Genomic DNA, 25,544 nt, shown 5'->3' on the forward strand with positions numbered 1-25,544 from the left:
ATTACCGCCGCAGTTCGAAGCTAGTAGTGCCGATCTTGATCGGCGTATTCAGCGGAACCGGGGTCGGAACGCTCACGCGCTGGCCAGCCAAGAAGGTGCCATTCGTGGAGTCAAGATCCTGAACGACCCAACTATCAGCCCACCGCAACAAGCGCGCGTGATGGGTCGACGTGTAATCGTCGCGGATGACTAACCCAGACTCGCTGGAGCGCCCAATGGTCAGCTGCTCCTCCGGGAGCGAAATCTCTAAGCCCTCTTTCGAACCAGAAACAATCACCAAGCGAGTGGCATCGAGCGAGCTGCCCTCGACAGAAACTGGCTGCACAGGGCGCGTCGTCTGGGCGGCCGCCGGCGCGGGAGCGGATGGCGCTGCTGCGGTTTGTTGCACCTGAGCTGCGCTCTGCAGGGGCATCCGGCGAACCTTCTCTCCGAATAGGTCAGAGCGGAGCGCGTAGACGATGGCGAAGATGAAACCCCACATGATGGCGAGGAAAGCGATGCGCAACAAGAGGAGGGTTAGTTCACTCATAGGGTGAACCCCCGGTCGTCGCGACGATCAGCGGGCTGATCGACATCTGCAGATTGGGCAAGCACACGGAACACGATACGGGTTCGGCCGACATCAATCACGGATTCCGGCGCGAGTGGTGCACGAGAAACGGGCGATCCGTTCAATTTAGACCCATTCGTGGAGTTGAGGTCGTTGACCTCCGCACGGCTGCCATCCCAAAGAATCTCTACGTGTTTGCGAGAAATGCCGTTGTCATCGACGGTGATGTCGGCTTCGCTGCCGCGACCGATGATGGTGCGGGAATGTTTAAGCGTGTGTCGAGTGCCATTGATGTCGAGCACGGGTGTCCACGCGACGGTTCCCTTCACATTGACGGAATCGACTTCGATCATTCCCTGACTGAGAGAGTCGTCGGGTGCAAGCACGATGGAGATTCCGCCGGAGAACGAATAGTGCTGCGCGGTTGCGTGGCGTTGCACAAGCTCGGTGAGCTCAGAGATGAGCGTACTGCCGAGGCCCGACATGCGTTGGTAATCACTCTGGCCAAGACGCACGGTGAAGCTGTTGGGCACGAGGATGCGGTCGCGCGACACAACGGCGGCCTGCGTGTCGAGTTCGCGGCGCAGGGCGCTCGTGATTTCGACGGGTTGCAGACCACTTTTAAAGGTCTTAGCGAATGCGCCGTTGACGGCACGTTCGAGACCTCGTTCAAAGTTGTCCAGAAGACCCAAAGCTCTCCTCGTTCTGGCTCGTTGTAGTACGTCGATGTTAGCCGGTGCATGGGGCTAACCCGTTACCCACGGTCGAGCAATTAGGGCAGAAGGCCCATGGGGTCAACGCGAGTGCCGTTGACGTAGGTCTCAAAGTGAAGGTGGGCGACGGTGACGTAGCCGGTGCTACCGCTCAGGCCGATTGGCGTTCCAGCCGCCACTGTTTGGCCCGGGGAGACCATTTGTGATCCGGCAATCATGTGGGAATACAGGGTGGAAACGCCACTTCCGTGGTCGATTTTCACGTACTGGCCCCAGCCGCCGCCGTACGTAACCTCAGTGACAACACCCGGTGACGCCGAGACAATCGTCGCTCCGCTGCCTGTCATGATGTCGATGCCGCCGTGAAATTCTGTACCGCGGTAACCGAAGCCGTCGTTCACGGGGGCGTTGGCAGGCCACTGCGCCAAGAACCCAGCGAAAGCACCGCTGTAGCTCCCAGAGTACGAACCGGAGGAGGCCGCGGCGTAGACCTCAGCAACGGGTTCTGGCTCTGGCTCTGGCTCAGGTTCTTTGATTTTGATGGCGTCGCGAGTTGCGGCCGAGATTTCGGCATCCACCGATGAAGCGAAGGACTGGATGGGAACAACCGCAGCCTTCTCGGTGGTGGCGAGCTCTGTTGCCTGCTGGAGAACGACCGAAGCCGATGCGGCGGAAGCGGTGGACTCGATGTCGCGCGATGAAGGTTCCAAGTGCGCTGCGGCAGGAACAGTCACGCTCACGACAACAGCCATGATTGCGCTGATAGTCAGCAATCGTTTCACGCGGTAACCCCCAGGGGTGTGGTCTTTGTTCTGTCTGGGTGGACAGTTTTGGATCAAGTCTGGTTGAACCCGTGCTTTTTAGGCACACGGACAGCTATCGACCCTATATGACGAAGCTGTGAATCGTCACTATTCGTCTTTTGGTGCCAGAATCGTTGAACGGCTGGGCGCTGTGATAATCTCACTCAGTTGAGTGTTCAACTCAACCCACGCGTGAGTGGCGGAATTGGTAGACGCGCACGGTTCAGGTCCGTGTGTTCGAAAGGACGTGGGGGTTCAAGTCCCCCCTCGCGCACAGTGAAAAAATAGCCTTTGCTCTGGCAGATTTTGTCAGAACAAAGGCTATTTTTGTCGGCCCCGCTGAGCGCTCCTCAGCGGGGTTAGGGCGTTGCAGGGCTCTGAAGATTGACGAATCGTGACGGCACGAGTTCCACCTCGACAATGCTCGGATCAACACCTTGTTCAGCGATCAGGGTGGCGAGCTCATCGGTGTCGGGTGCGGGCAGCGGGCCCGTTACACGAAGGAACACTCGGTTGAGGCCGGTATCGACGCTCACCAGATCCCATTCAGCGTCATCAGCCCACTGTTCCGCAGTTGAGCGAATAGCATTTTCGCGAACGGTAGCGGTCGCTGTATTCGCGGAAGAAATAGTGAGTGGAATAGCGACAAGCACGAGCATTGTCGAGATCGCGATGCCCGCCCTGTGTTTGTGCACGAGTGAAGCCGCTGGCGTTGACTTAAGCGCAGGGGATTGTTGAACCTTGAATAGGGCCATCACCACGACACCTGTAGCGAGAATAGAGGCGACGTTCGTGATGAACAGCAACAATGCGCCCAATGCCTCCTCGAATGCTCCGGACTCTAAAGTGAGTCCCGAAACAACGAGCGGCGGCACCAGAGATATCGCAATTGCAACCCCGGGAAGGGTGTCGGAGATGTCTCGACGAATGAGCGCGAAAGAGCCGACAACTCCTGTGGCGAGCGCAGCAAGCAAGTCGATGAGTCCAGGGTGCACGCGGCCAGCAACCTGATCGTTCGTCGCCGCGACCACATCATTAGCTACGAGCAAGCCGACGATGAAGCCGACCCCGACTGCGGCAGTCGCACCCGCTGCCATCAACGCGATGGAACGCACGAGGTTGATGCGATCTCCGAGCACAGTAGAGAGCATCGTTCCCTGAATGGGGAGCATCATGGGCGCCACGATCATGGCTCCGATGACAGCGGCAGTCGATTCAGCCACAATTCCTGCGGCAGCGATCGTGGACGCCAATATCAGCAGTATCCAGAACCGGCTGAGCCGTTGCCCGCGTTCTGCCCCATCGAAGAGAACCGCGTTTCGCATGTGCTCGATGCCGTTGCGGTTGGTTGGCGGAAGATCAGTAGTTGCTGCGTCCATGGTCGTCGGCCCCTCGCTCGCGGTCATAGTTCTGTGGATCGCCGTGCTGTTAGATCAATTGTTCTCGTACACCAAGGCGCCAGCGAAGTAGGTGGCCAACACTTGGGTATTCGCCAGAGCTTCACTGCTGACCTCATACGGGTCGCGATCAATGACGATCAGGTCCGCATATTTTCCGACCTCGATGCTGCCGATGTGGTTCTCTGACTGCAGCTGCCAGGCTGCAGAAGTTGTGTGGGCCCTTAGAGCGTCATCGAGAGTGACTCCTTTGGCGCCGTCCAACACTCTGCCGGTGTTGCTCCGCCGGGTCATTGCAACAGCCATATTGCGAAAAGGCTCGAGCGGCGTGACGGTGCCATCGTTATGGAACGTGGTGCGTATTCCAGCCGCTAACGCGCTCTGAGCATCCGCCCACCTCATGCCGGGTTCGCCGAACAACTTGTCGACGAGGACATCGCCCCAATAGTGGATGTGGTCGACGAAGACGCTCACGGTGACCCCCAGTGTTGCGGCGCGTTCACACTGCGCCGGCGTGATTGCTCCGACGTGTTCAAGTCGAAAGCGATGATCGGTGAGACCGAGCTCGGTAATCACCGTCTCCCAAGCGTTGAGGACACTATCGATGGCGAGGTCGCCGTGAGCATGGCAGGCGAGCTGCCAGCCTTGGGCGGCGTAATTCCGGGAAATTTCGCGCAATTCATCTTCGGAAAAATTCGCGGTGCCCCGGTGGCCAGGCTCAAGGCCCATCGCCGTTGTTGTCGCGTTCGTCAGATAGGGAAAGGACGTTGCAATATTGCCGACCCACGGTGAGCCATCGGCCCACGTCTTAATTCCAATCTGTGAGACCACGTGATCACCATTGACTCGCTCAATGGCGCTCGTGCCACCGGGATGAGACATTTCGTAGAGGCGAAGCCGAGCCGTGAACTCGTGTTGGTCTCGAGCAGCGGCAAGCAGCGGCGCTTGCGCGGGGTTCCAGGACATATCGCAGAGCGTTGTGACCCCGACAGCGTTGGCCCGGTGCAGCTCGGCAGACATCAAACGGTCGAAGTCTGCATACGACTTGCTGAGGAAAGGCCCCGCGACGGTGAAAATCGCCGCCGTTTCGTGCGCAACCCCCGATAACTCACCTTTGTCATCCCTGCCATAGGAAGAGCCTTGAGGATCGGGAGTTTCCCGAGTGATGCCGGCGAGTGCGGCGGCCGCCGAGTTGAAGAACGCGCTGTGGCCTGAATTGTGCACGATCACCAGAGGAACGTCGCCAGCAAGCTCATCGAGGCTTGTTAGCGTCGGATCAACGAGTCCCACTTGAAGCAGCGGGTCCCACCCGTTGGCAAGCACTCCGGCCGGTTCGGCGCCGACGGCGGAGCGGATGCGGTGCATTACCTCGTGCGGGTCCGTGACGATTACGGGCCTAATGTCGACCACATTCTCGCTCAACAGAACGGCACTCGATGTCGGATGGCCGTGGGGCTCTATGAGGCCAGGCATGAGCACACGTTCGCCGAGCTCAACAATTGTCGCGTCTGCGGGGAGTTGCGAGCGGAGATCGCTTTCAGCGCCGACGGCAGTGATCCGATCGCCCTCTACCAAGACCGCGCTCGCACGAGGAACGTTCTCGTTGAGGGTAAGGACCGTGCCGACAAAAAGAGTCGAAGACATTCTGCTTCCTTTCACGTACCGCTGAGTAAGGAACTCTCCAAAACTCTAACGGCGCGTGATTGTTAGCTGAGGCATCCTCGCCGCAAAACGCGTTAGCGAACTTGGCGAACCGTGAACTGCATTTGCGGGTTCGCATAGAACTCTTGCGACTCAACGAGCTGCAGTTCGCGCTCGCCAGACTCGAGAGTTTTGGTGAGAAGGTCGAAGACGCTGGATGCCGTGCGAGCGAGAGCGTCAGCAGCATCGCCGGAGCGCGTGAAGTGGGCGGTGAAGAGGGCGGCGGTGACGTCACCCGAACCGTTGGCCTTCATCGGCAGTCGTGGGGTCTGTACGATCCACGCTCCGGCATCCGTCACAGCCATCATCTCGATGGTGTCCGCTTCAGCATCGGGGCGTTCAACGCTCGTGACGAGAACAGTGCTCGGACCCATCGCGCGGGCGAGATCAGCAGAGGCCAGCGTCGACTCGATCGTGTCCGGATCGGTTTCGGTGAGAAAACCCAGTTCGAACTGGTTGGGGGTGATGATGTCGGCGACAGGAACCACGCGCTCACGCAGCAGGATCGGGATGGCGGGGGCCACGAAGCATCCGGACTTCGCATTTCCCATCACCGGGTCGCATGCGTAGATCGCGTTCGGGTTCGCCGCCTTGACGCGAGCAACAGTGTCGATGATCACATCGCCGATACCCTCGCCGCCCTGGTAGCCCGAAAGGATGACGTCGATCTGGGGGAAGACTCCGCGATCCTCGATGCCGGCAATGACCTCAGACACATCGTTGGGATCGATCATCGGGCCGCGCCACGCGCCATAGCCGGTGTGGTTCGAGAAGTTGACCGTATAAACGGGCAACACCTCAACGCCAATGCGCTGCAGCGGGAACACCGCGGCGGAGTTGCCGACATGGCCGAACGCGACTGCTGACTGAATCGAAAGGATCTTCATCCCTTGATTCTCCCACCTTCCTCATGGGATGCCAGTGCACGCCGACAGCACTGAGCGGTAACGCAGGGCACGCCGCCCATTTCAGCAGTGCGCGTATCGGAAAGCCGACCGTGACGCTAGCGCGAAGCCGAGGCGGCTGCGGCTGCGATTGACGGCGAACCGTCGTCGGCGAGGCGGGTAGTCGACTCCCGCACAATGAGTTCTGCGCGCAACAGTACCGAGCTGCCAGGGTCAGTTGACTCGTTGGAGCCACGCTCGACCGCTTCGCTGACGGCAAGCTGCGCCATCCGAGTGATGGGCTGGCGAACGCTCGTGAGCGGCGGGTCGTAGAGGTCGGCGAGGATGATGTCGTCGAACCCGATCACTGACACATCACGACCGACCTTGAGCCCCAAATCGCGCAGGCCGCGGCAGAACCCCAACGCCGTCATGTCATTGATGGCCACTACCGCGGTGGGTGCTGTGGCGGGGTCGGCGAAGAGGTCTTTTGCCGCCGCGCGACCGACTTCAGCCGCTTCAACATCACCGAAAAGCTCGGCGTCGAGGCCGGTCCAGTGCGGCATGTCGGCGACGGATAGGCCCGCAGCTTCGATGGCATCGCAGTAGCCGCGGTAGCGTGCCGAACGGTTGACAGACCGAATCGATCCAGAGACAAACGCGATGCGCGTGTGACCAAGTTCGAGAAGGTGAGCGGTGGCGACCTGGCCGCCGACGTTGTTGTCGATGCTGATGCTCACGACAGACTCGGGATCGTGCGGCTGGGCTGGCCGGTCGAAGGTGACTAGCCGGAGGCCCTCTTCGATGACGTGGCTCACATGATCAAGCGACGGCAGGGAGGTGCACAGGATGATGCTGCGCACGCCGTCTTCCCACAGTTCTTCGACATAGCGGCGCTCGCGCTCGGGGTCGCGTTCACTGTTGCAGAGCAGCACGCTGCAGCCCAATTCCAGTGCGGCGATCTCAACTTCGTGAGCAAATGCTCCCCAAAATGGGTTGCCGACGGAGGGCACAACGAGGCCCACTGTTTGTGTTTTGCCGTTGCGTAACTGGCGGGCCGCCCGGTTGGGCCGGTAGCCAAGTTCTGAGATTGCCGTCTCAATGCGTGTTCGTGTCGCAGCGACCATTCGACCCTGACGGTCGTTGAGGAAGTTGGAGACGGTACTGGGGGAAACGCCAGCGGCCTGCGCCACATGCTGGATGGTTACTCGAGCCACGTGACCTCCTTTGGTTGATGACGATCCTGATGATCGCTGTTTCAGTGTAACGATTTATTGGTTTTCGGCAAACGGGCCCTGAGCCACTCGCCTCAAACTCGTACCTATTCAAATAAACCCTATTGACGTGACGAGACAGACTCGTCTATGGTCAGTGCATCGTTACACCGATTTCATCCACCCCCCTTAGGAAATCGGTCAACAATCAAATGAGCCGACGACGACGTCGCGGAACGAAGGCACTGGAGCCGTCGCTCAATCTCACAGTGAGAGGACATGCACATGGAAGTGAAGTCACGAATGCGCCGCACAGCATCGGTAGCGATGGTGGCCCTGTTGGGTCTCGGTCTCGCCGCCTGTTCAGCAGGAGAAGCAGACGCTGATCTCAACCCCGACGAGGTTTCGGGCGAGATTAGCCTGCTCACCCCCATCTTTGAAGGAAGCCCAGGGCAAGACCTTCTCGAAGACGAGCTGCTTCCGCAGTTCTACGAGGAGTACCCCAATGTCACGGTCAACGTGGATTACACGACCTACGGCAACCTCAACGAGAAGCTCACCACAGCTGTTGTGTCGGGTCTCGTTCCCGACGTGATGCTCATGGGCGTCGGTTGGATCGAAGCGTTTGCCGACAAGGGCGTACTCGCCGATCTCGGCGAACTCGGTCTGAGCGAGGACGAACTCAAGGAGAGCTACACCGACGAGATCGTTGAAGCTGGCATGTGGGACGGCAACGTCTACGCAGTGCCGATCATGCTCGACACGCGTTTCGGAGTCGCTCGCATGGACATCCTCAAGGAAGCCGGCTACGACAGCCCACCTTCCTCGTGGGAAGAGCTCATCGAGATCGCTGAAGCGACCACCGTGCGCTCCGACAACGGTTCGCTAGAGCGTGCAGGCTTCGACATGATGTCGTTGGATGCCCGTCAAGCGTTCGAGACGATGCTCTTCTCGGCCGGTGGCGCACTCTTCAATGAGGATGCAACCGAGCCCGCCTTCAACAGTGACGAAGGTGTCGCAGCTCTGGGCCTGATGGCTGACCTCGTGAACAAGTACGAGGTTGAAGACATCGGTTTCACCTCGACCGATGACATCGTGAACCCGCTCATCAACGGTCGGGCTGCAATGGGTATCGCGCACAACAACCTGTGGACTCAGGCTCTCGAAGCGGATGAAAGCGTTCTCGACGACCTTGAGCCCTTCGTTATTCAGGGCGATGCATCCGGCATGTTCTTTGGTGGAACCTTGGCAACTGTTGCCAACAACTCCAAGAACCCGCAGGCAGCTCGCGCACTCCTCGAGTTCCTCTCGAGCCCTGACGCAGCGCTCGCGGCCAACGAACAGCGCGGCAACGTTCCGGCTCTGACCGAACTGCTCGACTCTGACTACGTGCAGTCGAACCGCTTCGTGCAGTTCGCCATGGAGAACCTGGATGTTGCACAGCGCGAAGGTGGCCCGTCGCAGTGGCTTGAAGTGCGTGGCGATTTTGCCCCCGCAGTTCAGGGCGCTCTGCTCGGACAGAAAACTCCTGAGGAAGCGCTCGACGATCTCGCTGCTCTCGTACAGACAGCAATAGACCGCTAGTTCCTTCCCCCTAGTGCCCGGGCGTCCAACCCGCCCGGGCACTACCTCCCCAGACTTCAACCACACGAGGGCGTGATGACCACTACAGAGCGACACCCCATTCGCAGCGCGGAAGCGGCAGCGAAGCAGGTTTCCCCATCCACCGCACCGAAGAAACGCAAGCGCATCAGCACCGCGGAGAAGAAGCGTCGCCGTGCTGGCTGGCTGATGATCACACCATCCGTGATCCACGTGGGGCTGTGGACGCTGATCCCCGTCATCGCGACCTTCTACCTCTCATTCACTGACTACGGAATCTTTGCGGCTCCGAAGTGGATCTGGTTCGACAACTACGTCGAAATGTTCAACGACGCAGTGTTCATGCAGTCCATCGGCAACACCGTTTGGTACACCTTCTGGACAGTGCCCGTGTCGATGGCCGTCGCCGTCGTCGTAGCCGTGTTGCTCAACCAGGGCCTCAAACTGCAAAAGTTCTACCGCACCGCCTTCTTCCTCCCGCAGGTCACCGCTACCGTCGCCATCGCGATGGTGTGGCTGTGGATCTTCAACCCCCAGTACGGTCTGCTCAACGCGATGCTCGAAACGCTCGGGCTCCCCGGTCAAGCGTGGCTCGTCGACCCGCAGTGGGCGCTCCCGGCAGTGATCTTGGTTGGTGCCTGGCAGGGCATCGGTATCAAGATGCTCATCTACATCGCGGCCCTGCAGAACATCGACGAATCGCTCTACGAGGCGGCATCGCTCGACGGAGCATCCTCAATTCGCAAGTTCTTCAGCATCACCGTTCCGATGCTCAAGCCGGCCACATTCTTCGTCTTCATCATCTCGATCATCGGCGCTTTCCAAGTGTTCGACCAGATCTACGTACTGACAGACGGTGGCCCGGCGAACGCGACCACGATGATGACCTACGAGGTCTACCGCTCGGCGTTCCAGGAATTCCGGATGGGAATGGCATCCGCTCAGTCGGTAGTGCTCTTCGCCTTCCTTCTCTTTGTCACTCTCATTAGCCGTCGCGTCACCAAAGAAGAGGACTAGTGATGACTCTCCCTACTATCAAGGCCCTCGCGATTAGCGAACAGGTCACGGTCGTTCCCCGCAAGCGGTGGTTCCACCACGCCAAGGGTCGCCAAGCGGCGCTTATCAATGTGGCCCTCATCCTCGGCTCGATCACCATGCTGGTGCCGTTCCTGTGGATGGTGCTCACGAGCCTCAAGTCGCCAGCCGAGCTGGCACAGTTTCCCCCGACGTTCCTTCCGCAAGAGTGGATGTTCAGCAACTACGCGGCGACTCTGGATGCTGCGCCGTTCGGCCTGTACTTTCGCAACAGCTTTGTGATCGCCACCACTCACACCCTCATCACTGTCGTCTTGGGTTCGATGGCGGGTTATGCGTTGGCCCGCATTTACTTCAAGGGGCGGGAGGCGATCTTCCTCGCTTTTATCGCGATGTTGATGATCCCCACCTACACGAAGATCGTTCCGCAGTTTCTCCTCGTCAAGTTCATGCCCCTCTTCGGCGGCAACGACATCCTCGGCCAGGGCGGTAGTGGCTGGTTGGACACGTGGTGGGCTTTGATCATTCCTGGTGGTCTGAGCGCATCGGCCATCTTCTTGTTCCGTCAGTTCTATTTGTCGCTGCCGAAGGACCTCGAAGAGGCGGCACGGATTGATGGCCTGGGCGAGTTTCGCATCTTCTCGCAGATCTATACGCCGCTCATAAAGCCGGCTATCGCGACTGTCGGACTGCTGACGTTCCAAGAGAGCTGGAACAACTTCCTGTGGCCTTTGCTCGTCACCACCAGCAGCGACCTTCGCGTGATTCAGGTCGGGCTCGCGGTGTTCCAGCAGCTCGACAACACGCAGTGGCAGTACCTGATGGCTGGAACAACGATGGCGACGGTGCCCATGGTGGTGCTGTTCATCTTCGCCCAGAAGTACTTCATTCAGGGCTTCACCAACGCCGGCATCAAGTAGCGGCATTGCTCGGCCGCCGCTAACGAGAGCGGCCCAGCACGAACTTTCGATCGATCAACACCCAACCAATAGATAGGCACGGTACATAGACATGAGTATTGACCTCACCGGACGACGCGCACTCGTTACAGGAGCAGGAGCGGGAATCGGCGCGGCCATCGCCAAGGCACTGGCGGCAGCAGGAGCTGACGTCGTGGTGCACTATGCGAACAGTGAAGCGGGAGCCACCGCCGTCAAGGAAGAGATCGAAGCGGGCGGGCATCGTGCGCTCGCTGTGCAGGCTGACCTCACCGACTCGGCGCAGGCAACGAAGTTGGTGGATGCCGCAGTCGAGTTCCTTGGTGGCCTCGACATCCTCGTCAACAACGCCGGTCACTTGGTGGGTCGCGCCACAATCACCGAGACCACGGATGAGCGCTGGAACGAGGTCATGGATGTGAACATTGCGAGCACCTTCTTCACCACTCGCCAGGCCCTCCCCGCGCTCGCGGAGTCGGAGCACGGCCGCATCATCACGATGGCGTCTCTCGCTGCGGAAAACGGTGGCGGTGCTGGATCGGTGGTTTACGCGACCTCGAAGGCTGCCGTTGTCGGCTTCACTCGTGCCCTCGCTAAGGAGATCGCCGGCAAGAAGATCACGGTCAACGCTGTTGCTCCTGGCTTCATTGGCGAGACCGCTTTCCACGAGACCTTCACTCCGGGCGAAGCTCAGAAGAACATCGTCGCGGGCATCCCTCTCGGTCGTGCCGGCACCGCTGGCGACGTTGCTGACGTTGCTCTGTTCCTGGCATCCGACCTCTCGTCGTATGTCACGGGTCAAGTTGTTGACATCAACGGAGGACTCAACTTCCGATGAGTTCAGTTCCGCAGCAGCCGGGCGGGTGGTGGCATGACTATGTCTGCCCCACTCACGGCGTCGAGTTGGGTGCCCGCGAGGGCAACGAGTTTCTGTGCAGCTACGGCTGTCGCCTCACGGGCGACAAGGTCGAAGCGGCCTGGCTCGCGCTTGAACATCAAGCCCTTGCTCGGGCCGCCCGGGTTGCTGCGCGACGGTACGCGCTGCACGGTGACGTCGCCGATCGTGAACGTGCCGTCGAGCTCGTGCTCGACTACGCCGCACTGTACGACCAGATTTCCGCCGGCGGCTGGAGCGAACGCAGCGAATCATGGATGCTGCGCGGCAAGCTGCTTGCCCAAGCACTCTCTGAGGCGCAGTGGGCCGTCGGCTTCGCTGATGCGATCATCACGCTCGGCCCGATCCCTGAACTTCAAGAGTCGGGAACTCTCAACCGCACTCTCGAAGGGCTCGCTGACACGCTGGCCGAGTCGCGCCGCATCCTTGTTGAAGACCGCAACGACCAACGCAGCAACTACACCGCATGGCTGGATGCCGCCGCTCGCCTCATCGCGTTAGCCCGCGAGTCGCTGGGTGGCGAGCCTGTTGCCGCACACTTTGAGACCGCGATCGTGGATCACCTGCAGCTCGCGGTGCGGTCGGACGGCTGGGAGTGGGAGGCATCCACCTACTATCACGTGTTCGTTTTGCGGGCCTATCTTCTGGGATTGCGCGGAGTCGACCTCGCCGAGCTTCCGGACGAAGTCGTCGACACTTTGCGCCGCATGATCGACGTGCTCGTGTCGATCGCCGCCCCCGATGGATTCTTGCCCGCGCTGCACGACGGCCCCTATGACCGGGTCGCGATGCACCGCGAAGTGCTGGAGATTTGCGCCCTGGGCGCTCAGTTCTTCAGCGATACCGGCCTCGCGACTGTGCAGTCCTGGGTCGTCGAAAGGCTTGGTGCTGACCACGATGGTCTCGAGTGGATGCTCGATGGCTGGTTCGTGGGAGCACCGCTTGACCGCGCACCGGTGGTGGTCGGTTCGCGAGCATTCGAGGATGCCGGGTATGTCGTGTTGCGTGATTCACGCAATCGCATGGTCGGCATCCTCGATGCTGGACCGCACGGTGGAGCCCACGGTCACTTCGACAAGCTCGCGCTTTATCTCTATGGCAATGGTGTTCGCTGGCAGCCGGCCCCGGCGGTTCCGCCGTATGGGCACGCGTTGCGTCATTCGTACTATGCGCGCACGATGGCGCATCCGACGGTGCGCGTCGATGGCGCCGATCAGGTCGAAGCGACTGCCGAGATCACCGCGTGGGATGCTGCCTCCTCCCGCGTCACGGCCGTCACCACGACCGCGATCGAAGGTGTGCGACTGAGTCGCACGGTGCAGCTCGCCGACGGACTGCTGGCGGATGTCGTGCACGTCATGTGCGACGACGGCGAACCGCACACGATTGCGCTTGGTCTTCGCCCGGCCGTTGATTTCAGCGTGCGGGTTGACGGCAACTCGTGGCATTCGACTTGGGGTGCTGGTGCGAGAGCGGCTGGTTCGCCCGCGGGTGCGCACGCCAAAACTGGCGAGCAGGCTCAGCCGGCACTGAACGGTTGGCACTGGGCCTCCAGCGAAACCACGCTCGACCTGCACGCGGGTCGCGGACCATCCGACGATCCGAGCCGGCTCCAAGGAATCGGCGACTGGGTGACGACGGCTCCGGCCGCGACTTTCGTGAGCGTCTACAGCTTCGATCCCGACGCCACCATCGACTCCATTGAGACCCATATTTCCGATACCGCTGTGGTGATTGAGATCGCCGCCGCTGACCACGACACTTCCCGAATAGAGGTAGCACTGTGACCACCCCCATGCTGATTGGTAGCCGCGAAGCTGAGCTGCGGAGCGCGCTCGATGGCCCGTTGAGCGCGCAATTCCGCCGACTCTTGGAGGAATGTGAGCGCGCGAAGGGGATGGAACTTCCGCAGGAACACCCGCTGGCATCCATCACTTATTTCGGGCCAGGCTCGGCGAACCTTGCGCTCGCCTACCGCCTGACCGGGCAAGAGGCCTACCTCGAAGAGTTGCGTCGTTGGCTGGCACCGCCGCTGTCGTTCCCGCACTGGGGCAAGGCGAACCTGCCCGACCATGACCTCGATGCCGGCTGGATTCTGCACGGCCTCTCGCTCGCGTACTCGTGGGCCGGCGATGCGCTGCGTCCCGAAGAGAAGCAGGCACTCGAAGACAAACTGCTGTTGCAGGGCCAGCGCATGTACGAGTTCGCTGTGGAGAAAGAGGGCGGATGGTGGTCATCGTCGTACTGGCAGAACCACAACTGGATTTGCTACGCCGGCCTCGCCACCGCCGGCTACGCGCTGCAAGAGAAGTACCCCGAAGCGAAGGCCTGGACTGAGCGCGCTAAAGAGAACTTTGCCCTCGTTCTCGACTCGCTTCCCGACGACGGTTCCAACAATGAGGGTGTCGTCTACTGGCGCTACGGAGTGCCGTGGATCGCCAGCTACCTTGACGTCCTCCGCGATCAAGAGGGCCTCGACTGGTTCAACCGCGGCACCTACTTGAAGGAAACGTTCTGGTACCGCCTTTACCAGGCGGCTCCCGACATGGAGCGGATTGTCGATCACGGTGACTGCCACGACCGCCGCAGCGGGCATCCGGTCGCCCTGTACTACAAGCTGGCTGCCGAATACCGCATCCCGCAGGCGCAGTGGTTGGCCGACAAGGTGTCGACCGAGTTCTATTGGCGCGAAGCCTACGAGAGTGGCGTGCGGCCCGGCGTTCGCCCCGAGGCGTACAAAGAGCTGTTGTGGTTCGACCCCAGCGTTGAGGCTGCCGGCCCAGAAACGCTTCCGCCGAGCAAGTACTTCGAAGACCTTGGCCTTGTTGTTGGTCGCACGTCGTGGGATGAGCAGGCGGCGCTCGTGTCGTTCAAGGCGTCACCGGGCGGCGGTCACAAGGCCTGGAATCAGTCGCACCGTCAGCGCGAAGAGAACGGCTGGGTCACGCTGAACGCGGGACACCATCACCCCGACTCGGGTAGCTTTGTGTTCCTCGGCCATGGCTCGTATCTCGCAATCGACGAAGGGTATTCGTCGCGCAAGCTCACCGAACACCACAACTCGATCCTCATCGACGGCAACGGTTTTGTGAATGAAGACCGCTACCACGTGTTCGAGGAGCTGGCCGAAGAGTTCACGGCCGAGATTTTGACGACCACGATTAAGGATGGTTGGACGCACGCCGTGAGCGAGTCATCCGCGATGTATGACCGGGCCCTCGGTGTCACTCGCGTGCGCCGCCATCTCGTGCTCACGCCCGGCGGCACCCTCGTGATCGCCGATGACCTCGCCGCCGACGAACCGCGCACCTGGACCTGGCTGCTGCAAACCGACAACGCTCCGATTGCCATCAGCGACAAACGGTGGCGAGCGGATGCCGGACACGGCGTCATGCCGATCGCTGCGCTCGACGACAACCCCACCAGCGAAATCGTCGAAACGTTCGTGCATGCCAACCCCACGTCATCCACGCCGAGTTTGGCGATCAGCAAGAAGCAGCACACGCTCAAGCGCGTGAGCGAGCCGACTATGAGTGCTCGGTTCGTGACCGTGCTGGAGTCCCGCAACTGGGATGACACCGCACCCGCGAGCATCCGCTACGACGTCGCAGCGGGCGGAGTACGTGTGGAGATCGAGCGTGACGGAGTGACCGAAACCGTATCGTTGGGCTTTGATGGCGACGCTCCCACTCTGGGTGCCACTGCTGTCATTGGCGAAGGATTCCAAGGAAGCACGAACGCGCGACGATGAGACAACGACCGCAGCGATCGCAGGGTACGAGGCGGTCTCCCCGCTGGGAGACCACTCTGCTCGGTGCGCTCGCGTACCCGGGAAACATCTTCCTGGGATCGCTTGCGGTGCTCATCTTGTCGCTCGGAATCATCACGGTGCTGCCGGCGGCGATTGCGCTCGCTCGTGCGTTCGCCCTCTGGAATGTTACGAACGACGACAAAGTCTTCACGAACACCTTCCGGCAGTTTCGGGAAACGTGGCGGCGCACGCTGGGCCTCGGCGCCATCGCGACCGTCGTATTCGCGATCTTGGTGGCCGACGGCATCTTCCTCGCGGCACAACTGACGAGCACCGGCGATCCGCTGGCGCTCATGTTCGCCGCCGCAGTGATGCCGATCGCGGCGGCCGTGGGCGTGTTCGCCGTCGCGCTCACGGCAGCCGCGACGCTCTCCACCGAAGCGGATGCCCGCACCTGGGCACGTGAGGGATTCGTACTGATGCTGCAGCATCCGCGTCGCTCGCTGCTCGTGTTGTTCACGCTGACGGTCACCATCGTGGCCTCGGTGCTGCTGCCGAGCCTCGCGCCATTCGTGGCGATCGCGCTGCCGGTCTACGTGGGCGTGCGGGCCTGGGGCCCGAAGCCTCCCGTCAACGACGAACAGGATTAGGGGAGTGGCGAAACGCCCGCCGATCTCGTTTGCGCTGAAGGTTCTCTATGGCGACACCTTCACGATGGCCGTCGGTTTTTACATGCTCGTGCCGCTGCTGGCGTATCACTTTCTGCAAGATCTGACCCTGACGATTGCGGTCGTCGCTGCCCTCACCGCGCTGCGCACAGCGGCCCAAAACGGGATGATGCCGATCGCCGGGTGGGTTGCTGACCGCATCAACTTTCGCCGCGCCATCCTGATCGGGGTGCTGGTTCGAGCTTTGGGCTTTGCGATGCTCGGCACCGTCGAGTCGATTCCCCTGCTCGTGGTCGCATCGATCTTTACTGGCTTAGGTGGCGCCCTTTTTCACCCCGCAAGCTATTCGGCTTATGCGGCACTCACGACCGGTGCCGACCGGGTGCGGGTGTATTCGACGCGCGAAGTCGTGAGCAACGTCGGCTTCATTGTTGGCCCCATCATCGGCGGTTTTCTCGCCGGCGCCGACTTTGCTTTCGTGAGTTTGTCGGCGGCTGGGATGTTCGTGATTGCGTTCATCATCAGCGCCTTCGGTTTGCCGCACCCGAGCGACGAAGAGCGGGCCCGCACGCCTCCGCGTTTGAGAGTGGCCTTCGCGGATGCCGCTTTTCTGCGTTACTGCGCGCTCGTCGCGGGTACTGCGGTGCTCATCGCGCAGTTCTATCTCGTGATCCCGTTCCGGGCTGCCGAGTTCACCTCGGGGCCCTCCGACCTCGGCTTCATCTATTCGGGCGCCGCCGTGGTCATGGTGATCACGATGCTGCCGCTCACCGGTGCCGCCAATCGTTTCCTGCCCGACCGCATCACCCTCGCCGGCGCTACCGCGTGCCTCGGCGTCGGCGTCGGAATCATGGGGCTGTCGACGAATCTGGTCGGGATGCTCGTCGGCGTCGCCGTGTTCATCGTCGGCCAGATGCTGGTGCAGCCGGTGCTCAACGCGACAGTGTCACGCTTCGCCCCCGACGGTTCCGTCGCCAGCTATTTCGGAGTGCAGGGTCTCGCGAACGCGATCGGTGGCGCGGTCGGAAGCGGCTCGGCCGGTGTGATTTACGCGCTCGCCGACTCCGGTGAGCCCGGGGCCGAATGGGTGTGGCTGACGTATCCCGCGTGGGCGATCCTCGTCGCCATCATGTTCGTCATCTTTGGGCCGCGGGCGGCGCGAATGCCGCTCTGACACCAACACCGATGCGGCGGAGTCGTCGGTTGTGTGGAAGTGCTTTAGTGGCGGCCGCGCTCCACGAGCTTGCGCTCGCGCATTGCGAGGAACAACGGGAAGGTGAACGCGAAGGCCGTGATGCCTGACAGCACGATGTAGAGCCAGGCCCGCTTCATCCCGAGCCTGCGTGCTTCGATGATGATCAGGATGCTGCCCGCAACGGCCACGACGAGAAGGTCGACGCCGAGTGAGTTCACGGCGGGGCCGCTGCCGAACCAATCGCCGAGGTAATTGCGCATCTGCACGATCGCCAGGGCGTTGAAGAGCCAGGTTCCGACCAAGCCGACGATGGCCAGCACGGCGAAGGTAATTGCGGTGGCGTTCCAGTGGCGCAGCAGTGCGGGGCTGTTCGCGGATGACGCGGTGGCTTCAGTCATGGAACCAGTGTGCACCCTGCCGGCGCCAGTTTTTCGGGCCGCCTCACGCCTCCACTGGCGCTTTGAGCCCGAGACTCATCACGGGTACGCGAGGCTTATCGGCTGGTTCGAGCGAGCGGTAAGCGCTCGGAGTCATCCCCATTTCGGCAAGAAACTGGCGATTGAAGTTGGCAAGGTTCTCGTAGCCGACATCAGCGCACACGCTAAAAATGGGCTGATCTGAGTCATCGAGCAGGCGGCACGCGTTGGCAACGCGAAGCTTGCGCACCACATCGCTAAAGGTAGAACCACAGGCATTCTTGAAATATTTTGAGAACGTTGACTCCGACATGTGGGCGAGATTTGCGGCCTCAGACATGCGAATTCTTGATGTGAGATTGTCGAAAATATAGGCGAGTCCGGCATCCACGGCAGCTTTTGCGTTGGAATCTGAGGGCGAACCGAACCACTCGCTCGCCACCAATTCTTTATCGGCGGGGGGCGCTTCGGTGAAGATCACAAAGAGGGCGATGAGATGCGCGAGTTGCCGTGCACCCGTCGTTCGGCGCACCTCTTCGATCTCTTCGGCCGCTCTCGCTGCCGTAGCTCCGAGAAACACTATTCCCCGGCTGGATTCCGTAATGACAGGGGTGATTTCGGCCAGCTCTGGCAGCGTCGCGACACAGGAATCCCACCACTGCGCATCGAAATGAATGATCGCATCCCTGTCGTAGACAACCTCACCAGGGCGCAGATCGCTGATCCAATCGTGGGGAACGTTCGGGCCAACCAGCGCCACATGTCCCGGCCCGAACTCTCCAGTGCGATCACCAATGGCGAAGCTGCCGGTGCTCCTGCGAATGAGGTGGATTTCGTACTCTGGATGGTAATTCCAGTGCGCGATTCCTGCAGGGTAATCATGGTCGAGGGTGCGTATCGACGAGTGAGGCAAGTGGGGGATAAGTTCACGTGATGGAGCTGTGCCCACATATTGGCGTGCGATCTCTGCAGCACTTTCCGTAGGCAACGCTAATTGCTTCATGGGGCCTCCTCGCCCTCGCTCTCAAGATACCTAAGTCAAGCATTTCTTTCGCAACAAAGGGCGGCTACGGAAAGAAAGTATTAGAAGGTCACGCCAAAGTGGGTTTCGCTCATCGCCGTGGACAAGTAACTTCGCTATTAACGGGATGCACCACAGCGGACATCTGGACCCGGATCTCAGCTTCGGGCAGAACAGCGTCACAGGTCATCCATCTCTGCCGGCGGCATGTCTTTGGCATGCCATTGGCGCACCCAGAAGTAAGCACTGAGAACAAAGGAGTATCAATGCTGGTCACGAAACGCACACTGGCGATAGGGGCGGGACTCGTTGTCTCGGCTCTCGCGCTTGGCGGTTGCACCGCACCGGGATCGTCGTCGGGTGACGTAGTCACTCTCACGCTCGCGACGGTGAACAACCCGCAAATGAAAGACATGGAGGAGCTCAAGGGCGAATTTGAGTCCGCGCATCCGGATATCAAGATCAACTTCGTTCAGATGGAAGAAGGCGACCTTCGGGCGGCCGTCACGAACGATGTGGCAACGGGCGCTGGCCAGTACGACATCGTCACGGTTGGCGCGTATGAGGTTCCGCAGTGGGGTCAGCTCGGCTGGCTCACTGACCTCACCGACACCCTTGCCGCAGACGAAGAGTACGACGTCGACGACCTGCTGCCGGCCGTTCGCACAGCACTCACTGTTGACGACAAGCAGTACGCGGTTCCGTTCTATGGCGAATCATCGTTCCTCATGTACAACAAGGAAATGTTCGCGGATGCCGGCCTTGAGATGCCGAATAATCCATCCTGGCAAGAGGTCGCTGGTTTCGCCAAGGAGCTGAAGACCGACGACCGTGCGGGTATTTGTCTCCGCGGAAAGCCGGGATGGGGCGACTCGTTCGCGCCCATCACCACTGTCGTTCAGACTTTCGGCGGCAACTGGTACGACATGGACTGGAATGCACAGGTCGATTCCCCCGAGTTCGTTGAGGGCGTTCAATTTTACGTTGATCTACTGCAGGATGCCGGAGAAGCCGATTCCGTTTCGGTGAGCTTCACTGAGTGCCTCAACCTGGTCAGTCAGGAAAAGGCTGCCATGTGGTACGACGCGACTAGCGCTGCAGGAATCCTTGAAGATCCTGATTCCTCCGGGGTTGCCGGCAATGTCGGTTACGCTCACGCTCCCGTAGTCGAGACTGCAGAATCCGGTTGGCTCTGGTCGTGGAACCTTGCGATCCCGTCGACAACGAAGAACGTCGATGAAGCGACAACGTTCGTGAAGTGGGCAACGAGCAAGGAATACCAGCAACTCGTCGGTGAAACGCTCGGGTGGACTCGCGTTCCCCCGGGAGCACGCCAGTCGACCTATGAGATTCCGGAATACAAGGAAGCAGCGGCAGCATTCGGGCCAATCACGCTCGAGATCATGAACGCTATCGATCCCGTGCAGCCCGGTGTTAACCCGCAGCCGTGGGTCGGAGTGCAATACGTCACCATCCCTGAGTTCCAGGATGTCGGCAACCAGGTGGCTCAGCTTGTCGCTGATGCGATTGCTGGCCGCTCCACGGTTGCCGAAGCGCTCGCTAAGGGTCAAGTTATCGCGCAGGCTGCCGGCGATAAGCAGAAGTAGGCACCACAGTTCGAGAACAGTGTGCGCGGGGCCCATTGCCCGGCCCCGCGCCCACCTCAACGGCGAGGAAAACTTTCTATGACCACTACAGCACCTCCCCAGCAGGGATCGATTGCGGTCGCCCACGCGGCGCATCGAACGGCAAAGAAAAAGGCGAGAGTCGCACGACGGTTAGTCCTGCCGGCGCTGATCTTCTCGATCGTGCTCACGCAGATACCGTTCCTGGTGGCGATCGTCTTCTCCACTCTTGAGTGGAATCAATTGCGCCCCGACAAGATCCATTTCAACTGGTTTGCCAACTACGCTGTCGTATTTACTGGTCCAGACTTTTTCTCGTCCCTCATCTCAACGGTGACCATTACCGGGTCATCGGTGGTTCTTTCTCTCGTATTCGGGCTCATGTTTGCGCTCCTGCTCGACCGCAAGTTCACCGGTCAAGCGTTGGCCCGCACGCTCGTGATCACCCCGTTCCTCGTGATGCCCGCTGCGGCAGCGCTCATCTGGAAGTGGTCAATGCTCGACGCCAACGTCGGCATGGTCAACTGGGGCCTCAATCTTGTGGGGCTGCCGAGCATTTCGTGGAACACCGATCTGCCCGTGCTGACCGTGATCATGATGCTCACGTGGCAGTACACGCCATTCTTTATGCTCATTCTGTTGGCCGGTCTGCAGAGCCAGAGCAAAGAAATTCTTGAGGCCGCATCCGTTGATGGGGCAGGGCCTATTCGGGTTTTTGAGTCGATGACCCTTCCACACTTGCGCCAGTACATCGAGATCGCGACCCTGTTGGGGTCGATCATGATGCTCCAAGTATTCGATCCCATAGCGATCATGACGAAAGGGTCTGGCGGCACCAAAACGCTCTCCTACCTTCTCTATGAGCGTGCCTTCATTGGGCTGGATGTCGGGCAGGCGGCCGCGTTCGGTGTCGTCACCGTGGTGATCACCATCGTCACCACGTCAATCATTTTGCGGAGCCTGTTCTCCGTCTTTATCGACGGAGGTAAGCGCTGATGCGATCGCTACGAAGTGCCGCCCTCACGATTTTTACGTGGGCGCTCGTGTTGATGTTCTTCTTCCCCATCCTGTGGATGGTGTTCACCGCGTTCAAGAGTGAGCTGGATGCGAGCTCTATTCCACCTAAGTTCATCGTCGACCTCACACTCTCGCAGTTCGAAGATGCCTTCAACCGTGGCATGGGCTTCTATCTCATGAACTCGCTCATCGCGAGCGTCGGGTCAACCATCATCGTGCTGATGCTGGCGATTCCCGCTGCCTACGGCCTCAGCGTGCGACCGATTACGAAGGTGAAGGATGTGCTGTTCTTCTTCATCTCGACCAGGTTCATGCCCATCGCCGCGATTATCCTGCCTATCTTCCTCATCCTGAAAACGATCGGCGGGCTCGACAACATAATCGCGCTTGTGCTGCTCTACACGGCAATAAACTTGCCGATCGCTATTTGGATGATGCGCTCATTCTTTAGCGAAGTACCGCTCGAGATCATCGAGGCAGCCCAAATCGATGGGGCGAATCTGCGCATCGAACTCACTCGCGTTGTGCTCCCGATCGTGTTGCCCGGCATTGCAGCGGTGGCCCTCATCAGCTTCATTTTCGCGTGGAATGAATATTTCATCGCGACGCTCATCACGACAGTGGATGCGCGCACAGCGCCACCGTTCTTGGTGAGCTTTGTAGACGGTCGCGGGCAGTTCCTCGCCGTTCTGTCCGCGGCTTCCACTCTTGCCGTTCTTCCGGTGATTATCGCCGGGTGGGCAGCGCAAAAACAGCTTGTTCGCGGGCTCGCCATGGGCGCGGTCAAGTAGAGACCGTGCCGAAAGAAGCGACTGTGCCTGAAGAAGCGACTGTGCCGAAGAAGTGAAAGGGAGAACCGCATGACTGTATTGAGCGAGGCCACCAGAGAACAGCTCGCGGGCGACGTAGGTCGGCCGAACTACGACCGCTCGACGTTGACTACAGGGATTGTGCACATTGGTGTTGGCGGGTTCCACCGTGCCCATCAGGCCATGGCGCTTGACTCCCTGATGAACGAAGGGCTCGCTCAGGACTGGGCAATCTGCGGAATCGGTCTCCTTGAAGGCGACCGCACACTCGCGAGCGTTTTTGAGGAGCAGGACTGCCTCTACAGCTTGATGCTCAAGCACGCTGATGGGCATCGCGAGACGCGGGTTGTCGGCAGCATTATTGAGTATCTGTTTGCTCCGGATGACCCGGAAGCGGTCATTGAAAAAATGGCCAGCCCGCAGATTCGCATTGTGTCGCTCACCATCACTGAGGGTGGCTACAACGTAGATCTGAACGGTGACTTTGATGAGGATGCGCCGGCCGTCGTGGCGGATCTTGCGGCTGGCGCTGTGCCTGCGACAGTCTTCGGATTCGTTACGGAAGCTTTGCGTCGCCGACGTGACCGGGGCATCCCACCGTTCACGGTGATGTCGTGTGACAACATCCAAGGCAACGGGCATGTCGCGAGCAAAATGTTCACCGCCTTCGCTCGGCTCAAGGATGCCGAACTGGGGGAGTGGGTCAGCGAAAACGTTCGCTTTCCGAACACCATGGTTGACCGCATCACGCCGGTCACGAGCGCCGAAGATATCGCGGAAATTGCGCAGATCACGGGACTCTCCGACGCCTGGCCAGTGGTGTGCGAACCGTTCTTTCAGTGGGTTGTTGAAGATGACTTCCCTCTTGGTCGTCCTCCGTATGAGAAGGCTGGCGCGCAAATCGTGAGCGATGTCGAACCCTACGAACTCATGAAGCTGCGGTTGCTCAACGCGAGCCATCAAGGACTTTGTTATTTCGGCTATTTGAGCGGTTACCGTTTCGCACACGAGGCCATGGCCGATCCTGCGATTCCGGCGTTTCTGCTTCGGTACATGGATCGAGAGGCGACGCCAACGCTGCGACCGCTGCCCGGTATCGACCTTGATGACTACAAGCACACCCTCATCGAGCGTTTCTCGAACCCCGAAGTGCGGGACACTCTGGCGCGACTGTGTGCTGAGTCATCCGATCGCATCCCCAAGTGGCTTGTTCCCGTTGTGCGAGCACAGTTGGATTCGGGCGGTGAAATCGACTGCTCTGCCGCGATCATTGCGAGTTGGGCGCGCTACGCCGAAGCGGTGGATGAAACGGGTGAACCAATCGTGGTGGTTGACGCGCTCCGGGACGAACTCGTCGCGATCGCTCAGACTCAACGCAGCGACGAGACGGCGTTCATCCGCAACCGGAAACTCTTCGGCGACCTGGCGGATAACCAGAGATTCGTCGACGCCTACCTGACCGCGCTGCACTCACTGTTTGAGGTTGGCGCTAACGCGACGGTGCGCTGCTACCAGTAGCGATGCTGGGGAGGGCGAGCTGGGGAGGGGCAGCGGGCCAGCGGGTCAGCTCGTCCTCGTCCGGGTTGGGCGCTAGCGGCGGGACCGGCGCACCTGCACTCGGCAGACGCTAAGCCAGCGCCCGCAGTATGGTCGAATGACGAAGACACCTGCGGCTAACGATTCGACCGGGCGCGGCACGCGCAGCGGGCAGAGCGAGGAGATCAAGGTCGCATCGGTGCGAGATTCGAACACCCCTGAGGAAGGCTCTCGCGCGAGCCGCATCGGCCGCCGCGTCGGACGTATCGCGCTTGGTGCATCCCTCGTCTTTGCCGGCATCGGCCATCTCACGTTCGCGCGCGAAGACTTTCAGGCGCAAGTGCCCGATTGGCAACCGTTCGACCAAGACTTTGTGGTTGTGGCATCCGGAATCGTCGAAATTGCGCTCGGCAGTGCGCTGATCTTTGCCAAGAAGTACCGCCCGCACGTGGGCTGGGTTGCCGCCGCCTTCTTTATCGCGATCTACCCGGGCAACATCTCGCAGCTCGTGAATCAGGTCGATTCGCTCGGTCTCGACACCGATCTCAAACGGTGGATTCGGATGCCGTTCCAACCCGTGCTCGTTCTCTGGGCCCTCTGGTCGACCGGAGCGTGGCGCGCGTGGCGTGCCGCCCGCCGCAACGACAGTCGAAACCTCGGTGCGTGATAGCTTCACTCCATGAGCGGAGTCGCCGAATGAGCAGAGTTGCGGCAGTCGCCCCGGTGGTGCCCAAATACAGTTACACGCAAGCCGAAATGACGGGCATGCTCGCGCCGCTTCTGGCCGAGAATCCCCGCCATCAGGCCGTAATCGAACGGATGCATGGCGCTAGCGGCATCGACCGCCGGCACATGGCGCTTCCTCTCGAGCGATACCCCGAGCTGGGCAGTTTTCGTGAAACAAACGATGAGTTCATCCGTGTCTCGACCGAGCTGCTTGAGCGTGCACTGACCACGGCGCTCGCGGATGCCGGCCTCGCCCCGAGCGATGTCGACTTTGTGTTCTTTACTTCCGTGACCGGCATTTCGGCGCCGTCGATCGACGCGCTGCTGATCCCGCGCTTGGGCCTGCGCCCCGACGTGAAACGGGTTCCCTCGTTTGGCCTGGGCTGTTTGGCGGGGGCCGCGGGCTTGGCCCGCGTGCATGACTATTTGGTCGGGCATCCGGATGAGGTCGGCGTTCTGCTGAGCGTCGAGCTGTGCTCGCTCACTCTGCAACGCGACGATCACACCATGGCCAATTTTGTCGCCACCGGCCTCTTCGGCGACGGTGCCGCGGCGGTCGTGATGGTGGGGGAGAACCGCAGCGAACCCGGCCCGCGCGTGATCGACACCCGCAGCACATTCGTCGCCGACAGTCACGATGTGATCGGCTGGAACGTGGGCGGCACCGGTTTCGAGATCGTGCTGAGCGCGGGCGTGGCCGACGTGATTCAGAACAGCTTCCCGGGCGAGGTGAGCGATTTTCTGGGCCGCAACGGTCTGACGATCGCCGACATCGATACCTGGATTGCGCATCCGGGTGGTCCGCGCGTGCTCGAAGCGTTCGAGAGTTCGCTCGGGCTTGAACGCAGCGACCTGCAGTCGAGTTGGGATTGCCTCGCGCGCGTCGGCAACCTGTCGTCGGCGGCCGTGCTGCATGTGCTGGCGGATGCTCTGCAGGCCGACCCCGCGCCAGCCCCCGGTAGTCACGCTCTCGCCTTCGCTCTCGGTCCGGGCGTGAGCGCCGAATTCGTTCTCTTGGAGTGGTCGTGATGCGAGGCGTCGCCGGATT

Annotated in this window: 23 protein-coding genes and 1 tRNA gene; 15 read left to right on the top strand and 9 right to left on the bottom strand. The window is 60.6% G+C overall.

The genetic code is table 11. The annotated features are described in order from the left end of the window. Nucleotide 1: 1 nt before the first annotated feature. The 3 genes from I6E56_RS08985 to I6E56_RS08995 form a co-directional block, all read right to left on the bottom strand. The gene (locus tag I6E56_RS08985) at nucleotides 2-529 is read right to left on the bottom strand and encodes an FHA domain-containing protein (RefSeq protein WP_197137462.1); all 528 of its coding nucleotides are present in this window, start codon (nucleotides 527-529) and stop codon (nucleotides 2-4) included. Continuing rightward, nucleotides 526-1,242: a DUF3662 and FHA domain-containing protein gene (locus I6E56_RS08990; RefSeq protein ID WP_197137463.1), complete on the bottom strand. Its 717-nt coding sequence runs from the start codon at nucleotides 1,240-1,242 to the stop codon at nucleotides 526-528. Before I6E56_RS08990 ends, I6E56_RS08985 begins: the two co-directional genes overlap by 4 nt. 80 nt (nucleotides 1,243-1,322) lie before the next feature. Then, on the bottom strand, nucleotides 1,323-2,045 hold the full coding sequence (locus I6E56_RS08995; protein ID WP_307842814.1) for a M23 family metallopeptidase: 723 nt from the start codon (nucleotides 2,043-2,045) through the stop codon (nucleotides 1,323-1,325). A 211-nt stretch (nucleotides 2,046-2,256) separates the two neighbouring features. On the opposite strand from I6E56_RS08995, the gene I6E56_RS09000 reads away from it, so the two are divergent. Then, nucleotides 2,257-2,340: transfer RNA gene (locus tag I6E56_RS09000), tRNA-Leu, on the top strand. An 85-nt stretch (nucleotides 2,341-2,425) separates the two neighbouring features. Here the strand turns inward: I6E56_RS09000 and I6E56_RS09005 are convergent. The 4 genes from I6E56_RS09005 to I6E56_RS09020 form a co-directional block, all read right to left on the bottom strand. Next, entirely contained in the window at nucleotides 2,426-3,472 is a 1,047-nt protein-coding gene (locus I6E56_RS09005; RefSeq protein WP_197137465.1) for a DUF389 domain-containing protein, read from the bottom strand. Between the two features lie 27 nt (nucleotides 3,473-3,499). Continuing rightward, the gene (locus I6E56_RS09010) at nucleotides 3,500-5,107 is read right to left on the bottom strand and encodes an amidohydrolase (RefSeq protein WP_197137467.1); all 1,608 of its coding nucleotides are present in this window, start codon (nucleotides 5,105-5,107) and stop codon (nucleotides 3,500-3,502) included. A 92-nt stretch (nucleotides 5,108-5,199) separates the two neighbouring features. Continuing rightward, nucleotides 5,200-6,051, bottom strand: coding sequence for a pyridoxal kinase PdxY (pdxY, locus tag I6E56_RS09015; RefSeq protein WP_197137469.1), 852 nt, complete (start codon nucleotides 6,049-6,051; stop codon nucleotides 5,200-5,202). A 116-nt stretch (nucleotides 6,052-6,167) separates the two neighbouring features. After that, the gene (locus I6E56_RS09020; RefSeq protein WP_197137470.1) at nucleotides 6,168-7,265 is read right to left on the bottom strand and encodes a LacI family DNA-binding transcriptional regulator; all 1,098 of its coding nucleotides are present in this window, start codon (nucleotides 7,263-7,265) and stop codon (nucleotides 6,168-6,170) included. 300 nt (nucleotides 7,266-7,565) lie between these two features. Between I6E56_RS09020 and I6E56_RS09025 the strand changes: the two genes are divergently transcribed. From I6E56_RS09025 to I6E56_RS09060, 8 genes are all read left to right on the top strand, one after another. Further along, the gene (locus I6E56_RS09025) at nucleotides 7,566-8,846 is read left to right on the top strand and encodes an ABC transporter substrate-binding protein (RefSeq protein WP_197137472.1); all 1,281 of its coding nucleotides are present in this window, start codon (nucleotides 7,566-7,568) and stop codon (nucleotides 8,844-8,846) included. Nucleotides 8,847-8,921: 75 nt separating this feature from the next. Further along, on the top strand, nucleotides 8,922-9,881 hold the full coding sequence (locus I6E56_RS09030) for a carbohydrate ABC transporter permease (RefSeq protein ID WP_197137474.1): 960 nt from the start codon (nucleotides 8,922-8,924) through the stop codon (nucleotides 9,879-9,881). A gap of 2 nt (nucleotides 9,882-9,883) precedes the next feature. Next, on the top strand, nucleotides 9,884-10,819 hold the full coding sequence (locus I6E56_RS09035) for a carbohydrate ABC transporter permease (protein ID WP_231606293.1): 936 nt from the start codon (nucleotides 9,884-9,886) through the stop codon (nucleotides 10,817-10,819). A gap of 91 nt (nucleotides 10,820-10,910) precedes the next feature. Further along, on the top strand, nucleotides 10,911-11,675 hold the full coding sequence (locus tag I6E56_RS09040; RefSeq protein ID WP_197106917.1) for an SDR family NAD(P)-dependent oxidoreductase: 765 nt from the start codon (nucleotides 10,911-10,913) through the stop codon (nucleotides 11,673-11,675). Beyond that, nucleotides 11,672-13,519: a heparinase II/III family protein gene (locus I6E56_RS09045; protein ID WP_197137477.1), complete on the top strand. Its 1,848-nt coding sequence runs from the start codon at nucleotides 11,672-11,674 to the stop codon at nucleotides 13,517-13,519. Before I6E56_RS09040 ends, I6E56_RS09045 begins: the two co-directional genes overlap by 4 nt. Continuing rightward, a complete protein-coding gene (locus I6E56_RS09050) occupies nucleotides 13,516-15,483 on the top strand; it encodes a DUF4962 domain-containing protein (RefSeq protein ID WP_307842815.1) in 1,968 nt (655 codons plus the stop codon). Before I6E56_RS09045 ends, I6E56_RS09050 begins: the two co-directional genes overlap by 4 nt. Continuing rightward, the gene (locus tag I6E56_RS09055; protein WP_197137479.1) at nucleotides 15,480-16,133 is read left to right on the top strand and encodes a DUF624 domain-containing protein; all 654 of its coding nucleotides are present in this window, start codon (nucleotides 15,480-15,482) and stop codon (nucleotides 16,131-16,133) included. Before I6E56_RS09050 ends, I6E56_RS09055 begins: the two co-directional genes overlap by 4 nt. A gap of 4 nt (nucleotides 16,134-16,137) precedes the next feature. Continuing rightward, nucleotides 16,138-17,325, top strand: coding sequence for an MFS transporter (locus I6E56_RS09060; protein WP_197137482.1), 1,188 nt, complete (start codon nucleotides 16,138-16,140; stop codon nucleotides 17,323-17,325). 44 nt (nucleotides 17,326-17,369) lie between these two features. Here I6E56_RS09060 and I6E56_RS09065 read toward each other — a convergent pair whose 3' ends face one another. Beyond that, entirely contained in the window at nucleotides 17,370-17,744 is a 375-nt protein-coding gene (locus I6E56_RS09065; RefSeq protein WP_197137484.1) for a DUF2834 domain-containing protein, read from the bottom strand. A gap of 43 nt (nucleotides 17,745-17,787) precedes the next feature. After that, nucleotides 17,788-18,765 carry an AraC family transcriptional regulator gene (locus tag I6E56_RS09070; protein ID WP_197137486.1) on the bottom strand — a complete coding sequence of 326 codons (978 nt, stop codon included), beginning with the start codon at nucleotides 18,763-18,765 and terminating at the stop codon, nucleotides 17,788-17,790. 284 nt (nucleotides 18,766-19,049) lie between these two features. On the opposite strand from I6E56_RS09070, the gene I6E56_RS09075 reads away from it, so the two are divergent. From I6E56_RS09075 to I6E56_RS09100, 6 genes are all read left to right on the top strand, one after another. Next, nucleotides 19,050-20,390: an ABC transporter substrate-binding protein gene (locus tag I6E56_RS09075; RefSeq protein ID WP_197137487.1), complete on the top strand. Its 1,341-nt coding sequence runs from the start codon at nucleotides 19,050-19,052 to the stop codon at nucleotides 20,388-20,390. Nucleotides 20,391-20,468: 78 nt separating this feature from the next. After that, nucleotides 20,469-21,404: a carbohydrate ABC transporter permease gene (locus I6E56_RS09080; RefSeq protein WP_231606294.1), complete on the top strand. Its 936-nt coding sequence runs from the start codon at nucleotides 20,469-20,471 to the stop codon at nucleotides 21,402-21,404. Then, nucleotides 21,404-22,216: a carbohydrate ABC transporter permease gene (locus I6E56_RS09085; RefSeq protein ID WP_197137489.1), complete on the top strand. Its 813-nt coding sequence runs from the start codon at nucleotides 21,404-21,406 to the stop codon at nucleotides 22,214-22,216. Before I6E56_RS09080 ends, I6E56_RS09085 begins: the two co-directional genes overlap by 1 nt. Nucleotides 22,217-22,285: 69 nt before the next feature. Further along, nucleotides 22,286-23,752, top strand: a complete 1,467-nt coding sequence (locus I6E56_RS09090; protein WP_197137492.1) for a mannitol dehydrogenase family protein — start codon at nucleotides 22,286-22,288, stop codon at nucleotides 23,750-23,752. 136 nt (nucleotides 23,753-23,888) lie between these two features. Continuing rightward, entirely contained in the window at nucleotides 23,889-24,437 is a 549-nt protein-coding gene (locus I6E56_RS09095) for a DoxX family membrane protein (RefSeq protein WP_197137493.1), read from the top strand. A 29-nt stretch (nucleotides 24,438-24,466) separates the two neighbouring features. Then, complete coding sequence (locus tag I6E56_RS09100) at nucleotides 24,467-25,525, top strand: type III polyketide synthase (RefSeq protein WP_197137495.1); 1,059 nt, start codon at nucleotides 24,467-24,469, stop codon at nucleotides 25,523-25,525. The last annotated feature ends 19 nt before the right edge of the window (nucleotides 25,526-25,544 follow it).

This window comes from Salinibacterium sp. NK8237 (assembly GCF_015864955.1).
Classification (GTDB): Bacteria; Actinomycetota; Actinomycetes; order Actinomycetales; family Microbacteriaceae; genus Rhodoglobus.

Excerpts from the sequence above, each read along its gene's own strand:
- I6E56_RS08985 (WP_197137462.1), bottom strand. The coding sequence starts at position 529 with ATGAGTGAACTAACCCTCCTCTTGTTGCGCATCGCTTTCCTCGCCATC.
- I6E56_RS09005 (WP_197137465.1), bottom strand. The coding sequence starts at position 3,472 with ATGACCGCGAGCGAGGGGCCGACGACCATGGACGCAGCAACTACTGAT.
- I6E56_RS09010 (WP_197137467.1), bottom strand. The coding sequence starts at position 5,107 with ATGTCTTCGACTCTTTTTGTCGGCACGGTCCTTACCCTCAACGAGAAC.
- pdxY (WP_197137469.1), bottom strand. The coding sequence starts at position 6,051 with ATGAAGATCCTTTCGATTCAGTCAGCAGTCGCGTTCGGCCATGTCGGC.
- I6E56_RS09025 (WP_197137472.1), top strand. The coding sequence starts at position 7,566 with ATGCGCCGCACAGCATCGGTAGCGATGGTGGCCCTGTTGGGTCTCGGT.
- I6E56_RS09030 (WP_197137474.1), top strand. The coding sequence starts at position 8,922 with ATGACCACTACAGAGCGACACCCCATTCGCAGCGCGGAAGCGGCAGCG.
- I6E56_RS09035 (WP_231606293.1), top strand. The coding sequence starts at position 9,884 with ATGACTCTCCCTACTATCAAGGCCCTCGCGATTAGCGAACAGGTCACG.
- I6E56_RS09040 (WP_197106917.1), top strand. The coding sequence starts at position 10,911 with ATGAGTATTGACCTCACCGGACGACGCGCACTCGTTACAGGAGCAGGA.
- I6E56_RS09045 (WP_197137477.1), top strand. The coding sequence starts at position 11,672 with ATGAGTTCAGTTCCGCAGCAGCCGGGCGGGTGGTGGCATGACTATGTC.
- I6E56_RS09055 (WP_197137479.1), top strand. The coding sequence starts at position 15,480 with ATGAGACAACGACCGCAGCGATCGCAGGGTACGAGGCGGTCTCCCCGC.
- I6E56_RS09065 (WP_197137484.1), bottom strand. The coding sequence starts at position 17,744 with ATGACTGAAGCCACCGCGTCATCCGCGAACAGCCCCGCACTGCTGCGC.
- I6E56_RS09070 (WP_197137486.1), bottom strand. The coding sequence starts at position 18,765 with ATGAAGCAATTAGCGTTGCCTACGGAAAGTGCTGCAGAGATCGCACGC.
- I6E56_RS09075 (WP_197137487.1), top strand. The coding sequence starts at position 19,050 with ATGCTGGTCACGAAACGCACACTGGCGATAGGGGCGGGACTCGTTGTC.
- I6E56_RS09080 (WP_231606294.1), top strand. The coding sequence starts at position 20,469 with ATGACCACTACAGCACCTCCCCAGCAGGGATCGATTGCGGTCGCCCAC.
- I6E56_RS09085 (WP_197137489.1), top strand. The coding sequence starts at position 21,404 with ATGCGATCGCTACGAAGTGCCGCCCTCACGATTTTTACGTGGGCGCTC.
- I6E56_RS09090 (WP_197137492.1), top strand. The coding sequence starts at position 22,286 with ATGACTGTATTGAGCGAGGCCACCAGAGAACAGCTCGCGGGCGACGTA.
- I6E56_RS09095 (WP_197137493.1), top strand. The coding sequence starts at position 23,889 with ATGACGAAGACACCTGCGGCTAACGATTCGACCGGGCGCGGCACGCGC.
- I6E56_RS09100 (WP_197137495.1), top strand. The coding sequence starts at position 24,467 with ATGAGCAGAGTTGCGGCAGTCGCCCCGGTGGTGCCCAAATACAGTTAC.